The following is a 13,988-nucleotide window of genomic DNA, read 5'->3' on the forward strand; positions in this document are numbered from 1 at the left end:
CTATCTCACAAATACTTCTCGTAAATCCCCGCCGCAATCTTCTCCACGATGCCCTTGGGCACGAAGCTGGTGAGACCAGCCGACACCTTATTCAGCACACCGGGCACAATTTCAGCCTCGCCCGCCAGCATGCCGTCCACGGCAGCTGCGGCCACGGCTTCGGCGGTCATCGACACCTTGTTGGCGGTTTCCTGAAGTTCGGCACCCATGCCGGCACGGTCGGCAAAACTGGTAGTGGTAGCGCCGGGGCACAGGCATGACACCGAGATATTGCTGGCTTTCAATTCATAGCGCAGGCCACGGCTGAAGCTCAGCAGAAAGGCCTTGCTGGCCGCGTAGAGCGACAACGATGGCACCGCCTGGTAGGCCGCCGTGCTGGATACGTTCAGAATATAACCTTTGCGTGCCTTGTGCAAGGCGGGCAGCAGCGCGTGGGTAAGGGCCACGGGCAGCGCCATGTTGAGCTGCAACATGTTTTGCTGCTCGGTCAGGCTCAGCTGCTCGAAGCGCCCCCAAAGACCATAGCCAGCATTATTTACCAGCACGGCCAGCTGGTCGGTTTGCTGAAGCGCCCAGGTAGCCACTGCTTCGGCCGCGCCCGCAGCCGCTAAATCTAGGGCCAGTATCCGAGCCTGGTGCTGGTGCTTTTGGCCAATTTCCTCAGCTAGAGCCGTCAACTGGTCTTCGGAGCGCGCTACTAGAAGCAGATCGTAGCCCCGCTGGGCTAGCAGAAGCGAAATAGCCCGGCCAATGCCACGCGAAGCGCCGGTAACGAGAGCGTATGCCATTTAACAGTCAGGATTTATCATTTAGCACTCTCCACTATCATTACCTAATGCCAAGCCAGCATCTATAAATCCTCTACTGACGCAGCTGAATTGCAAATGCAAGGTATTGATGGATTTATTTTACCAGGTGCAAAAACCGCAGGTAGAACGGCGTGGGGCTGTCCGCACTTTTGGGCTGATACTTGCCCGAAATAATCGGCACGTACATCACACGGCGGCGACTGGCTTCGCCGGTGAGTGGCGACTGGGCTACCCGATGCCACATGCGGCCGTCGTGCACGGTGAGGTCGCCAGATTCGGTTTCGATAGCCATTTCGTTGGGGTCGTAGAAGACATCTTTATAGTACTTCTTCCGAAACAGCATCTTGTGTAGGCCCTGACGGTGGGTGCCGGGTATCACGCGCAAGCCGCCATTAGTAGCCTTAGTACCATCAAGGTGCAGGCCCACGTTGAGCATCGGGCCAATGCGCTTGCCGTAGAACACGTCGCGCAAAGAGTCGGTGTGCCAGCCCATTTGAGAGAACTCCGAACCGGGAATGTTCACGTAATGATTCACTACGAGGCCATCCTTCTCATTTTCGCCCACCCGGCCTCCTTCGGCTTCGAGCAGCGGAAAGAGGGCTTTAAACCGCTCATCCTGCAAAAGTTCGTGTAGCAGCGGGCTGTGTTGGGAGGCAAAGGCAAAGCGCTGCACAATGCGCGAACCGTCGACGTCCTGCCCATACTTGATGGGCACGCCGTTTACTTTCTCTACGCCATTGGCCAGCCATTTTGCCTGCACTTCCTGAGTTGCCTTCAGAATTTGCTGAACGTATTCGGGGGACGCGAAGGGGCGAAAATGGAGGAACCCGTATTTCGAGAAAAAGGCTCGTTGCTCAGCGGTAAGGGTATTGCCAAGCGTAAAACGTGGATAGTCAGAAGATAAGGCCATAGCAGAAAAGTGGCGGCCGCCGGGTTTGCCCGACGACACACAAAGGTAATACTTGCAGCGTAGCCCCTGCCTATCGGCCAGCAGCCGGAAGCAACGCGGGGCCTATAACCGCGCCGAAGCACGGGGGTTTGTGCGCTAGCTGAGTGAATGGATAATGAAACAGTCCACCCGCCCAACTCACGCTGACGAATAGCAACATTAAATACTGTAATGCCTTTGTCCGAACACCTCCGGGTGCCGGCTTAACGTTTTCAAGATACTATTGCAAAGGTCTCAAAAGCCTCCGAATAAGCGGTAGACAGCCTAATCCGGCTGAGTGCTCCTCAATTTGGGCGGGCTAGTGAAAAACACTCTCGCGCTATTTGATGCGGAAGTACGGCGGGTAATTCGAATTCCGGAAGCCTTAAGCGGAGCAGGAAGACTGGGAGGCTTGTATGACTGACACCACAAGCATTTATCCACCTCATGCGGAGGCCATTAACTGCGGCAGAGCGCGCAGTCTTCTATAGAGTAGCGCGGTCTATTCGGCCAGTTCTTCCTGCTGGCTGTCAGGATGAAGAATGGCTAAGGGCAGCCTGTTCTATATTGGGACCTACCGGGGAATCTGATAAGAAAGCCAGGCTATTCTTTGGCGATTCCGCCCAAAATTCCGCACCTTCACCACCGCGCACTTGGGCGCCTCAATTCCTGCTCATCTTAACTCGTAAAAAAATGGTCTTCACCCCTAGCCCCATGCTCTTGAAACTACTTTATACCCGCGGCAGTCTGCACAATCTTTCCCAGAATGCGGGTGTGGCTTTCAGCATCAAAAACCGGCTTGATATGGTGAGAGTGACGGGTTTTAAGCAGGTGCAAATTGGTGGAATAGTGGTGCCGGCCGAAAATATCGTGGTAGATATGGGCAATGGCGAGCGGCGGGCAGCCACGGCCATCAACGCCGATGAACAGGCCATTGAGTTGCCCGTAGGCCGCACACTGGTGGTATTGCTCGACACGCCGGCCCTGGCGGAGGGGATTCATCCGGTGCAAATATGGTTTTCAACGGACGCCTTCGGCGACCTGCATGTGGAAGTGGAAGACGCCATTGTGAGTGCCTCGAATCACAAGCCCCGCATTCCACGCTCCGATGAGGACGACTACTCCGAAGCCGCCATTACCGCCCGGCAGGGCTTCGCCGAGCAGTTTTCGGGCAAGCAATTTACACATCTCAAGCACTACTCCTTCGATGCTCACAAGCTACAGGGCAACTGCGAGCATTTTATGGGTGTGGCCCAGATTCCGGTGGGCCTGGCCGGGCCACTCACCGTGAATGGCGAGCACGCACAAGGCGACTTCCTCATTCCGATGGCCACCACCGAAGGCACCCTGGTGGCCAGCTACAACCGGGGCATGCAGGTACTGAACCTGTGCGGCGGCGTGAAATGCACCGTTATCGGCGACGCCATGCAGCGGGCACCGGTGTTCGTGTTTGCGGATGCGCGCGGGGCGCGGGACTTTGGCAAGTGGGTAGAAGAAGCCATCGACCAGATTCGTCCCCAGGCCGAAAGCACCTCCAGCGTGGCCAAGCTACAGTACATCGACACCTACCTGAGCAACAAATTTGCTTACCTGCGCTTCAATTTCAGCACTGGCGACGCGGCCGGGCAAAACATGGTGGGTCGCGCCACGTTCGCGGCCTGCTCCTGGATTCTGGAACACTATAAAGGCCCCAAAATCGAACACTTTTACCTCGAATCAAACTTCGCTACCGATAAAAAAGCCTCGCAAATCAACGTGATGCGCACCCGCGGCAAGCGTGTAGTGGCCGAAGCTGTGGTGAAGCGCGACGTGCTGCAACAGCGCATGCGCGTGACGCCCGAGCAGCTGGCGTACCACGGACAGGTGAGCAACGTAGGCGCCTTTATTTCGGGCGCCAACAACAATGGTGCGCACTCGGCCAACGGCATCACAGCCTTATTTATCGCCACGGGCCAGGACGTGGCCAACGTGAGTGAGTCATCAGCCGGCATTCTGTATTCGGAGGTCACGGCAGCAGGGGATTTGTACATCAGCATCACCATTCCGTCGCTCATCGTGGCCACCCACGGCGGCGGCACCGGCCTGGCCACCCAGAACGAGTGCCTGCAAATGCTGGGCTGCGTGGGCCGCGATACGGTGCGCAAGTTTGCCGAAATCGTGGCCGGCGTAGTACTGGCCGGCGAATTAAGTTTGGGCGCGGCCATCAGCAGCTCCGATTGGGTAAGCAGCCACGAGCAATATGGCCGTAACCGATAGGGTTTGGAGCCAGGCAAAGAATCAGCAAAACGTCCTGCTTCAGCAAGGCCGGCAGGACGCTCTACTCATCTTAATAGGGGTTCTCAGGTTGGTATACGCCGCTCAGCCAGGGAAATCTCACCCCCGGCCTCTCTCCAAAGAGAGGGGGAGCCTGATGACATCGTATCTAACGTGAGAACCGCTGTAGGTGTAGCGGACTGGGCCGTAGCGCGGATGCTGTAGTCCGGCGTATCCGGCGGACACCCGAACGATTCGAATGGCGCGGGGACGCGGGCTACAAAGTCCGCGTTACGGCGCTACGGTACACCGACCCCGAGAATTACTATAACCTGTATTTACACGCTCAGCTATTGTCAATGAAACCAGCCGCTACTCTTTTATGTGGGCTTATCCTAGGCCTACTGGCTGCCCCGGCCCACGCCCAAGCCGCGCGCGACCTGACCGATATTGGCCTGGAATTATACCAGCGCGCCAATGCCCCTAATGCCCTGGAACGCATGCGCAAGGACCTGATTGATGCCCCGGAAGCCTATTTGGTGGCCATCGACCAACCGGGCACGCTGGTGCTGCTTACCAAGCGCCGCATCCGGGTGCCGGCCCTGAAATACAACGTGGCTCTGCACTTGGTTGAAGCGCAGGACTCGACGGGAAGCCATGTCTGGCCAGTGGGCAGCATCGATGGGTTTTACATGGGCCAGGGGTCCGACGCAAGGCACTTCCGCAGTTGCCTCGTGCGCGACGGCAGCCTGAAGAAAGATTTCGTTGAAATATTGACGGAGGGCGATGCCCCCCCGATTGTGCTGGGTGTGCAGCACGTTTATTTCCACGAAGATGCCGCAATCGACCCCGTTCTGCGCACCGAAACCAGGAAGGCCCGCACCGCCATCAATCAGGTAGTACTGACCGGGCCTGGTGCCTCACCCCAGGAGCCGTTGCGCCCCGTTACGCTCAACCAGCGCGGCGTAACACGTCTATTTGGCCCCCACGCGGCCGAGGTACAAGCCTACGCCACTAAAGAGCACCTCAGCTACACCGACTTAGGCCAGGTACTACGCATAGTGGAATATTATAACCAAAAAACAATAAAATAGACCTTATTATCAGCGCTTTGTTCAAAACTCAAATATGGCAGGCAACGCCAACGCCAGTAATATCGAGTCGAGGGCTAGGAGATTTTAAAGGGTATACTGGGCACTACGTCCCTATTACCAGTTCTTCTGAAACTACTTAGTGCTAAATGGCATGATAGTTGAAAATAATCCCCAACTATGTGAAATAGACTGATAAAATTGTAGTTTTGCCCCCTCTTTCTTCATCTTTCAGTAATACAAGCTACATCTGTGAAGTATCCCTATTATTTATACGCTCTTATTTTAGCAGTCTGCTGGCAACCCGCTACTGCCCAAACCTCACGAGACCAAGCTGAAGCCCACACCTTGTACCGTCAGGCGAATTCGGCACCAACCAAGAACACCCTGCGGGCGGCGCTAACCAAGCAATCAACAGGCTTTCTGGGTGACGGCACATTCCAGTTAGGGGCCCTGCGGACCTTTGATGGGCGCTACCGGCCAGTACCGGGTGTGCGTTTCCACGCCGGCCTACGCTTGGTAGAAGCACAGGATTCTATCGATGGCGACTCGACTCACCTGTGGCCCGTAGGCAGCCTGCGCGGTTTCGACCTGGGAGAAATTGGTGGTACTGGCGCGACAGCCCTCCGCCGCTTCCGCACACGTTTGGTGAAGGAGGGCAGCGCCGGCACCCGCCGCGAGTATGTAGAGGTATTAACCGCCGTTGATACCGGGCCATTACTATTGGTCTGGCTCTACAACTCGGGGGCCGCAGCGTTGGCCGGCCGCATCTCTTCGGCCCCCCTGGTCCTGGTGGGGCCCGGCAACGAGACCACCGAGGCGCTACGTCCGCTCGACCTTAATCAGGCCGATGTGTTGCGCTTATTTGGTAAGCGCGCCGACGACCTGCGCATCTTCGCGAGCATCCAGCATCTGCAATACACCCAGCCCACCGACGTGGCCCGCATGATTGACCATTACAACCGGATGGCCATCGTAAGGTAGTTTTCAATAGCAATTACCGATTATCAGCCCGTCCTGCTTTGGCTCTGCTCAGCAGAACGGGCTGATATAATTTAGGTTTAATTGACCACCTAACTGCAAATCAGTCCATCATATCCGCTGACTTAGGCGGGTCGGGCACGAAGCCAGGATTCCAGCTCATGGGATAACGGGGGTCTACGTAGGGCAGAGCTGCCTCGGTGAGGTAGAGCGGGCGGAAGGTGTCGACCATGACGGCTAGCTCGTGGGTTTCTTTTTTGCCGAGGCTAGCTTCTACGGTGCCGGGGTGCGGGCCGTGCGGCAACCCAGTGGGGTGCCAGGTGAAGGAGGCCAAATCGACGCCTTTGCGCGACATGAAATTGCCTGCCACGTAATACAGCACTTCATCAGAATCGACGTTAGAATGATTGTAGGGCGCCGGGATGCTGAGCGGATGGTAGTCGAAGAGGCGCGGCACGAAGGAGCAGATGACGTAGTTGTGCCCCTCGAAAGTTTGATGCACGGGCGGGGGCTGGTGCAGCCGCCCGGTTATGGGCTCAAAATCGTGAATGCTGAAGGCATAGGGGTAAAAATACCCGTCCCAGCCCACCACATCGAACGGCGAATGCGCGTAGGTGAGCTGGTGTAAAAAGCCTTCCTTCTTAACTTGCACGAGGTAATCACCCTCGGGAAAATCGTCGGTAATCAGCTCCGATGGCGGACGCATGTCGCGCTCGCAGTAGGGCGAGTGTTCCAGCAGCTGCCCGAAGTGGTTGCGGTAGCGACGCACGGTTTCCACTGGACTGAACGACTCGATAATCAGCAGCCGGACCGGGCCTTCTTCAAAGTGTAGCTGGTGAATGACCGTGCGCGGCACCACGACGTAGTCGCCGGGCTCGAAAGCTACTTTGCCCATCTGGCTCCATAGCTCGCCGCGGCCTTCGTGCACGAAAATCACCTCATCGGCCTGGGCGTTTTTATAGTAGTACTCCATCCGCCGCGCCGTGGGGTTGCAGATGCTCATCGTCACGTCGGCATTGCCGAGCAAGGTTTGGCGAGCGGAGAGGTAGTCGCCGCCGGTGCTGGTTTGGGCCAGGGTGCGCAAGTGCTCGGGCTGGAGCGGCCGGTCCTTCAGCACCTTGGCCCCGTAGGGTTTGGGCTCCCCTACTTGCTTGATTTGTGTGGGTGGGTGCACATGGTAGAGCAACGACGATACGCCGTGAAACCCGAGCGTGCCCACTAGCTGCTCTGAGTAAAGTGTGCCATCGGGCTGACGAAATTGGGTGTGACGCTTGCGTGGAATCTGGCCGAGGCGGTGGTAATGAGCCATAAGAAAGGGGGGTGGGATTAGGGCAGTGAAGTTACGGGCTGCGGTAGTCATTGCGAAATTAGCCCAGTCATTGAGTTTGGATGAGGCGGCTCTCTGGTTGGTCTGGATTGCTTTAAATTACCCCAATCTGCGGAGATTATGAGACACGAGAATAGGAGCAAAAAGCCATCTTAATAATGCATAGCATATTTTTTTTAAAGCAGCTAGAGTACCTCTGAAAACAAGCCAGCTGCCCACATACGCCTTTTGGACTAACCTTTTAACCTAAGGCCAAGAAGTAGACGCGCAACAGTTGCCTGTGATGTACCGAACGCTAACTCGTCCGATTTCGATCTGTGGCATCGTAACAGCATCATCCGACGCTTCAAGCCCCCGCACGCGCAGGGCGTACGGGGGCTTGAAGAGCCGCCACTGAGTTTAGTGTCAGATTCTTACTGATTTGGTATGCCCTTCCAACTTCGCCAGGGCCCTCTGTCACTTCTTGTTGATTAGCCCCTGCTTCTAACCGGCCGACCCACACCAAATTAATAGCTAGAAATTCACATACTACTGATGGCTTAGAAAAGCTTGAGAAGCCTAATAAAATGTAGTTTGTTTTGAGGGCTTAATTTAAGCTTATTGCCTGCGGGCAGCTGCAAGAATAAGGTCGGCTATTTCACGGGGACGCGCGACCGGAGACGCATGACTGGCGGCAATCTCTACAGTTTGAGCCTTCATGCGCTGCGCCAAAAACCGCTCCAGGCCCGGGTCGATGACGCGGTCAAGGGTGGAGACGGCATACCACGAGGGCTTTGTTTTCCACGCCGCTTGGGTGGTCTTTTGAGAAAAGAGCGTGGCCGAAATGGGTCCTTGGGTAGCGGCCATTACCCTGGCCCTGGCCGGAGGTATGTCTGGCGCGAAATTCGCGACGAAGCCGGCCTCGTCGAGTTGGGCGAACCCGTCGGCGACGCGGATGAACGCCCCACCGGGCGGGGTGGGAAAGCGTTTGGCCACGTCCTCAAACGCCTCTCCGGCATCAGGGGCCAGCGCCGCCACGTACACCAAGCCCACCACTTTGGGGTCAGTGCCCGCTTCAGTAATGACGACGCCACCGTAAGAATGCCCAACCAGCACCACGGGGCCCTCTTGCTGGGCTATGGCCCGCCGCGTCGCGGCCACGTCATCGGCTAAGGAGGTAAGTGGGTTTTGTACGGCCGTCACGTGCAGGCCTGCTTCTTGGAGCAGACCGATTACCTCATTCCAGCTTGAACCGTCAGCCCAGGCCCCGTGAACCAAGACTACATTATGCGTGCGAAATTCATCCATTTTCTTTTGCGTGTTGGGTTTGACGTTTTGCTTGTTGGGTTGGGCACTGGCCGGACCAGCTATCGGTACAGCGATGCTAAATAGTGCGGCTGCGAGTAAGTGACGTAGAATCACGATAGATGATACATTAAGATTAAATCAAACGCGGGGGACCAGCTGGCCGAGCCAGTTAGTGCGCACTAGATTGCAGTTCGGCCACTATACCGTTAATGTTCAGTTCGATCAGGCCCGCCAGTGGTAGGTCGGGGTAACGTCGGAGTACCTCCTGCCGAATGCTAGCACGGGCGGCCTCAGGTAAGGGGGCGTTGTCAAACGCTGACAGGTGCTGTTCTACCAAACCCTTAAAAAAAACAATGTAGTCTGCTTGCTCGGCCAGCATAGTTGGGGTGCCAGGTTGGCCATGGCCCACATACACGGCGTGCGCGTGCTGGTAGTGCTGCTGCGCCCGCGCCAACTGCGTCAACCAAGCCTGCGAGTGGCTTTCCGCCAGCCACGGGTGCACCTGGTGATAGGCCAAATCGCCGGCAAACAAGGTGCCGGAAGCGGGCAGGTACACCGTCATCATATTCGAGGTTTCGCCCTCTCCCCATTCTTCAACCACGAAGTCGAGGCCGCCGACGGTCACGGTTTCGCCCGGGTGCAGGATGTGCGTCGGCAGGGTAGTACGCGTGGGGTAGTCGGCCCCGTGGATGGGTGTCCAATACGCACGCTTAGTTGCTTCGACTGCTGCAATTCCGTCTGCCGTGGCTTGCGTGGCGTACACGGGAACCGATGGTCCATCCTCGAGCAGCACACCTACGCCGTTGAAATGGTCGGGGTGCGGATGGGTCACGAAGATGGCCGCCAGCGGCCGGCCCGTGGCCCGAAGCTGCGCGCGCAGTCCCTGAGCTTCCGACAGCAGAAACTGTGTGTCGATGACAACTATACCGGCGGTTGTCTCGACCAGATATGAATTGACAAAGAAGGCCTCCGGCCGGGAGGTATAACACTGAATGGGCGGCGCAGGCTGAAGCTCTGCGTCGTAGGGCGGAGCGAGAGATATTGTCATGTGAGCGGGTTGATTAACGATTTGTCAGGCCTGAAAGTAAAGACTTTAGGAAGGCAAAACTAGTCCGACCCCGCCGGTTCCTACTAGATAAAACCGCCTTTCACATGGACTTTTCGACAAGCTGTTTCCGAAAGACTTCTGCGCTCTGGCCCACTTTGAGCCGGAACAGCCGCGAGAAGTATGCGGGGTCATCGAAGCCCAGCAAAAAAGCAATTTCGCTGACGCGGTGGTCCGTGTAGCCTAAATAGCGTTTGGCTTCCAGCAGTAGCCGTTCCAGAATCAACTGCTGCGTCGAGTAGCCCCGAGCTGCGCGAATGGCTGCTGCCAATTGTCGCGGAGAGCAGTGCAGAGCCGTGGCATAGAATCCGACGCTATGCTGCTCGCGGAAATGCGCTTCCAATAGCGCGCTGAACCGCTGGTTGAGTTCAGCCGCACTATCCAGGCACAAGATTTCTGCTGGCAAACAAGTGGCTTCGAGCTTATGGAGAACCGCAACCAACAGACTTTGTAACACGGTGCTTCCCCCTACCAGCGTTGGCTGGGCGTGCTCTTGGCGAATCTCCTGAAGCAACCGCACAGTACTGGCGCACGTCGGCGTACAGAGCCGCGACGGGCAAAGCGGATCGAAGAGGCGGAACGAGCGCAGCGCGTGGGCCTGTGCCGACGTTAGGAAATCGTCGTCAAACAGCACCAGCCCTCCGCAACAGTCCTCGCCGCCGTCGAATCGGTGAATGCTACCGCGTGGCATGAACAATACCTCGGCTGGCCCTAGGATATACTCGCGGAAATCGACTAGATGGCGGCTATGGCCCTGCTCCATCCACAGCAGCTCATGAAACTCGTGGCGGTGGTGGCCCGGCGGCAGCATGCGCTCCCGTTCCCAACCAGGAAATACCGCTATCACTTCGCAACGTAGTAGACGGCCGTCCGGCCGGTAGAAGGGTGCCTTGGGGATATCAGGAATAGAAGCCATGGGTGCACTAGACTGGAATCTTTTTAAGGGGCAAATTAAAAAAATTCAACCATCTTCTGAGGTTGCACGAGCATATAGCAATTACCCCAATCAATTTAACACTGTCGCTATATGCCGGGAGGTCAGTGAGCAGAAAGATAGGAGCATCTGCATAGGCGGTGGAGCGAGAAGTGCTGCTCAAGTGCGCAAGAAGCACGTCCATATCGTGCAGGCTAACAACCGCGCCAGCGCGTACGGACAGTAGCACCCTGTTAGGTAGAAAATGTTTCAATTTTCACGAGGTTTTCTACCTAACAGGTATAAAGCGTCTCAGTTTTGTCAGAAGTTTTATACCTGCCAGGTATAAAGTCTTTGCGTTTTGCGGAGGGTTTATACCTGGCAGGGAAGAGACAGGCTGGCCCTGACCTGCGACTGGAGAACTCATACCAGGGTGTAGGCAGCCAGCCTTGAGGCAGCCGAGTACACACAATATGCAGCCGAGTTGGAGGCTATAATGAACCGCGAGTTCAGCGGCTCCATCCTGGAAGAGCAGCCTCAGTACTACAACAAGTTGGACAACCTACGCCACTATCGCGTCATCGCCCGCATTCACGAGTTGCTCAGCACCCACCCTGAAATCTTATCAGACTACGAGCGGGAGATGCTGGCTTTGTAGTCCCGCATTTGCTACCACCAGCACTGAGACTGGAACTTGATGCCAGAGCGCGTGGCCCCGAGATTTTTTAAATAATTTCACTACTTCCCCAGCAGCGCCAGCTGCGCAGTGCTGTCGCTCACGGCGTGCAGGGCGCGTTGCAGCTCCGCGTCTTGCTCGCGAAGCACGGTGTAGTACGCCACCGACCCGTAGGCGCTGCGGGCGATGTAGGCCTTGAGCTGATTGCGCAGGAGCGGCGCGCACCGGCGGGCAGCCGCGATGTTGGTAGCCACCCCGTCCGAAGAAGCTTGCGCAGCCAAGCTCGCCAGCTGCGCATCGGTAATGCGGAACGTAGCGTTGAACTGCTCGAAGCGCAGGCCTTCTAACTCAGCTTTGTGCGCTTGGTAGAAGGATAAGGCGAAGGCGCGGACGACGCCCCGGCTCAACAGCCGGGTGAAATAGGCAGAATGCGACAGTGAATCGCGGGGCACGAAGACATCGGGCATGATGCCGCCGCCGCCATACACGGTGCGGCCGTGGTCGGTGCGGAAGCGCAGCTCTTTGGCAAAGTGAATACTATCGGCCGAAACCAGTTCGCCCCGGGCGGAGCGGTCAGTTAGCTCACGGCTGTATTCGGCGTAGCTAGCGCCGTAGGGCTTTTGGATGGAGCGGCCGGCGGGTGTGTAGTAGCGAGCAATGGTTAGGCGCAGCTCGCCGCCATCGCTCAGCGCAATGGGCTGCTGTACGAGGCCCTTGCCAAAGGTGCGACGGCCCACCAGAATAGCCCGGTCGTGGTCCTGTAAGGCGCCAGCCACCACTTCAGCGGCCGAGGCACTGCCTTCATCTATCAGCACGACCAAGGCCCCTTCTTCGAACTCGCCGGCTACGCGGGCGTAGGTCTGCGAGTCATATTGCTCGCCCTTGCCATCGGTGTACACGATTTTGCGCGAGCCGGCGATGAACTCATCGGCCAGGCGGGTGGCGCGGTCGAGGTAGCCGCCAGGGTTGCCGCGCAAATCGAGCACGAGGCGGGTGAGCCCTTGGTGGCGCAGGTCGGCCAAAGCGGCCTTAAACTCATCATAGGTATTCGAAGCAAAGCGACTAACTTTGATGTAGCCGGTTTGGCTGTCGATTAAGTACGCGGCATCGACGGAAGTATTGGGGATGCGGCTACGGGCGATGGTGAGGCTAAAACGCGGCTGCCGGTGGCGACGCAACTCCATAGTGACACTGCTGCCACGGGGACCACGCAGCAACTCGGCGAGGCGGGCAGTGGTGAGATGCGCCCCCGATACGCGCTTGCCGCCGAGGCTGATAATCTGGTCGCCGGGCTGCACGCCGGCCTGCTCGGCCGGGCCACCGCTGAGCGGGGCCACCACAGTCACGGTGTCGCGGAACACGTTAAATTCGATGCCAACACCGTCGTAGTCACTCTGGAGGAAAGAGTCGGTCTTTTCACGGTCGCGCGCCGGGATGTACACGGAATGCGGGTCGAGCTTCTCCAGCATTTGCACTACAGCGTAGTCGGCCAGGGCTTCGGTATCGACGGAATCGGCATAGTCGCGGTCGATGTAGCTCAGAATTTCTTTGAAACGCAGGTAGCCGCGGGCCGTCGCATCGGGGTTGTCGGCCGAAGGCCGAAAAGGATTGGTGGCCACCAAGATACCGCAGCCCATGGCTAGCATCAGTAAGCCCGCTTGCCGCAGCCACCCACGCCGCCGTGGGGCAGTGGACCGACCAGTTTCCGGAACAGCGGACGAAGCAACAGCCATAGTTTAGGTAAAGGTGTCGGCAGATAACAGCGAATTATATAGACTCCAAAATTATTTGAATTTTTCTAGCCAAGCCGTGACACAGCTGTCAATCATGGTATTTCCCGTATCAATGCAATAGTTTACTTTGAAAAAGCAAACGAGTCTTTACCTGGCTAGGCAAGTACATCTGTCGATTCAAACGCAATCTATAACTTTATCCGGAACACGCTCGTGGGCTACCGGCGAAGCCGGGGAATTAGCCGGGGAGCAAAGTGGTTTTTGGCATTAGCGCTTCAGCAGTTTAAGCAGGAGCTTGGTGCGGGTATGGGCCGCCCGGTGAATTGAAGGCTTCCCTGCTGCCGTATCTTTGCGCGGGCAACACCTGCTATTAGGCTACTCTCTTACTCTCACCCTGCCGGACACATGGGCCGCATCCTCGCTATTGATTACGGAAACAAACGCGTGGGCCTGGCAGTCACCGACCCGTTGTGCATGATTGCCTCGCCGCTGGAAACCATCCATAGCCAGGACCTGGTGGCGTATGTGCTGGCTTACCATCAGCGTGAGCCCCTGAGGGCTGTGGTAGTGGGCATGCCGCGCACGCTGCTCAACGAGCCCACCGACGTGACCAGCGCCGTGGTGGGACTGATGCGCCGCCTGCGCCGCGAACTACCCAACGTGCCCGTGCACGAGCTTGATGAGCGGTTTACTTCCCGCATGGCCCACGCCACCATGTTGGCCGGGGGCCTTGGCCAGAAAGCCCGTCGCGACAAAGCTACCGTAGACCGCATCAGCGCCACCATCATTCTTCAGTCCTTCCTTGAATCACCGCTAATGCGGGATATTTAATTAATGAGCTGAGAATGTGCTGCCGGGCTTGCCGTTGATTACTTCGCGCTAGAG

The 13,988-nt window shown here is 57.2% G+C and carries 12 protein-coding genes; 5 read left to right on the plus strand and 7 right to left on the minus strand.

The features are described 5' to 3' along the window. Positions 1–5 precede the first annotated feature (5 nt). Complete coding sequence (locus tag WX88_RS15560; RefSeq protein WP_046245316.1) at positions 6–788, minus strand: SDR family NAD(P)-dependent oxidoreductase; 783 nt, start codon at positions 786–788, stop codon at positions 6–8. A 115-nt stretch (positions 789–903) separates the two neighbouring features. Then, complete coding sequence (locus WX88_RS15565; RefSeq protein WP_046245317.1) at positions 904–1,719, minus strand: phytanoyl-CoA dioxygenase family protein; 816 nt, start codon at positions 1,717–1,719, stop codon at positions 904–906. Positions 1,720–2,451: 732 nt separating this feature from the next. On the opposite strand from WX88_RS15565, the gene WX88_RS15570 reads away from it, so the two are divergent. The 3 genes from WX88_RS15570 (at position 2,452) to WX88_RS15580 (ending at position 6,065) form a co-directional block, all read left to right on the plus strand. Continuing rightward, positions 2,452–3,993 (plus strand): hydroxymethylglutaryl-CoA reductase, encoded by a 1,542-nt coding sequence (locus tag WX88_RS15570; RefSeq protein ID WP_231590723.1) that lies wholly within the window; start codon positions 2,452–2,454, stop codon positions 3,991–3,993. A gap of 356 nt (positions 3,994–4,349) precedes the next feature. Beyond that, entirely contained in the window at positions 4,350–5,084 is a 735-nt protein-coding gene (locus WX88_RS15575; protein ID WP_046245319.1) for a hypothetical protein, read from the plus strand. A gap of 249 nt (positions 5,085–5,333) precedes the next feature. Next, the gene (locus WX88_RS15580) at positions 5,334–6,065 is read left to right on the plus strand and encodes a hypothetical protein (protein ID WP_046245320.1); all 732 of its coding nucleotides are present in this window, start codon (positions 5,334–5,336) and stop codon (positions 6,063–6,065) included. Between the two features lie 100 nt (positions 6,066–6,165). On the opposite strand, the gene WX88_RS15585 is transcribed toward WX88_RS15580, so the two are convergent. The 4 genes from WX88_RS15585 to WX88_RS27745 all read right to left on the minus strand — a co-directional run bounded on the left by WX88_RS15585 (position 6,166) and on the right by WX88_RS27745 (position 10,697). Further along, positions 6,166–7,371, minus strand: a complete 1,206-nt coding sequence (locus tag WX88_RS15585; RefSeq protein WP_046245321.1) for a homogentisate 1,2-dioxygenase — start codon at positions 7,369–7,371, stop codon at positions 6,166–6,168. A 615-nt stretch (positions 7,372–7,986) separates the two neighbouring features. Beyond that, complete coding sequence (locus WX88_RS15590) at positions 7,987–8,790, minus strand: alpha/beta fold hydrolase (protein ID WP_231590724.1); 804 nt, start codon at positions 8,788–8,790, stop codon at positions 7,987–7,989. 55 nt (positions 8,791–8,845) lie between these two features. After that, a complete protein-coding gene (locus WX88_RS27740; protein ID WP_052732730.1) occupies positions 8,846–9,724 on the minus strand; it encodes an MBL fold metallo-hydrolase in 879 nt (292 codons plus the stop codon). Positions 9,725–9,824: 100 nt separating this feature from the next. After that, entirely contained in the window at positions 9,825–10,697 is an 873-nt protein-coding gene (locus tag WX88_RS27745) for an AraC family transcriptional regulator (protein WP_052732731.1), read from the minus strand. A gap of 493 nt (positions 10,698–11,190) precedes the next feature. On the opposite strand from WX88_RS27745, the gene WX88_RS30105 reads away from it, so the two are divergent. Further along, positions 11,191–11,352 (plus strand): hypothetical protein, encoded by a 162-nt coding sequence (locus WX88_RS30105; protein ID WP_156176169.1) that lies wholly within the window; start codon positions 11,191–11,193, stop codon positions 11,350–11,352. Positions 11,353–11,432: 80 nt separating this feature from the next. Here WX88_RS30105 and WX88_RS15605 read toward each other — a convergent pair whose 3' ends face one another. Further along, positions 11,433–13,103 carry a S41 family peptidase gene (locus WX88_RS15605; RefSeq protein ID WP_052732732.1) on the minus strand — a complete coding sequence of 557 codons (1,671 nt, stop codon included), beginning with the start codon at positions 13,101–13,103 and terminating at the stop codon, positions 11,433–11,435. A 405-nt stretch (positions 13,104–13,508) separates the two neighbouring features. Here WX88_RS15605 and ruvX point away from each other — a divergent pair, with 405 nt between their 5' ends. Further along, positions 13,509–13,934, plus strand: a complete 426-nt coding sequence (gene ruvX, locus WX88_RS15610) for a Holliday junction resolvase RuvX (protein WP_046245322.1) — start codon at positions 13,509–13,511, stop codon at positions 13,932–13,934. Positions 13,935–13,988 lie beyond the last annotated feature (54 nt).

This window comes from Hymenobacter terrenus (assembly GCF_000972495.1).
Classification (GTDB): Bacteria; Bacteroidota; Bacteroidia; order Cytophagales; family Hymenobacteraceae; genus Hymenobacter; species Hymenobacter terrenus.

Coding starts and splice junctions, on each gene's coding strand:
- WX88_RS15560 (WP_046245316.1), bottom strand. CDS start 788: ATGGCATACGCTCTCGTTACCGGCGCTTCGCGTGGCATTGGCCGGGCT.
- WX88_RS15565 (WP_046245317.1), bottom strand. CDS start 1,719: ATGGCCTTATCTTCTGACTATCCACGTTTTACGCTTGGCAATACCCTT.
- WX88_RS15570 (WP_231590723.1), top strand. CDS start 2,452: ATGCTCTTGAAACTACTTTATACCCGCGGCAGTCTGCACAATCTTTCC.
- WX88_RS15575 (WP_046245319.1), top strand. CDS start 4,350: ATGAAACCAGCCGCTACTCTTTTATGTGGGCTTATCCTAGGCCTACTG.
- WX88_RS15585 (WP_046245321.1), bottom strand. CDS start 7,371: ATGGCTCATTACCACCGCCTCGGCCAGATTCCACGCAAGCGTCACACC.
- WX88_RS27740 (WP_052732730.1), bottom strand. CDS start 9,724: ATGACAATATCTCTCGCTCCGCCCTACGACGCAGAGCTTCAGCCTGCG.
- WX88_RS27745 (WP_052732731.1), bottom strand. CDS start 10,697: ATGGCTTCTATTCCTGATATCCCCAAGGCACCCTTCTACCGGCCGGAC.
- WX88_RS30105 (WP_156176169.1), top strand. CDS start 11,191: ATGAACCGCGAGTTCAGCGGCTCCATCCTGGAAGAGCAGCCTCAGTAC.
- WX88_RS15605 (WP_052732732.1), bottom strand. CDS start 13,103: ATGGCTGTTGCTTCGTCCGCTGTTCCGGAAACTGGTCGGTCCACTGCC.
- ruvX (WP_046245322.1), top strand. CDS start 13,509: ATGGGCCGCATCCTCGCTATTGATTACGGAAACAAACGCGTGGGCCTG.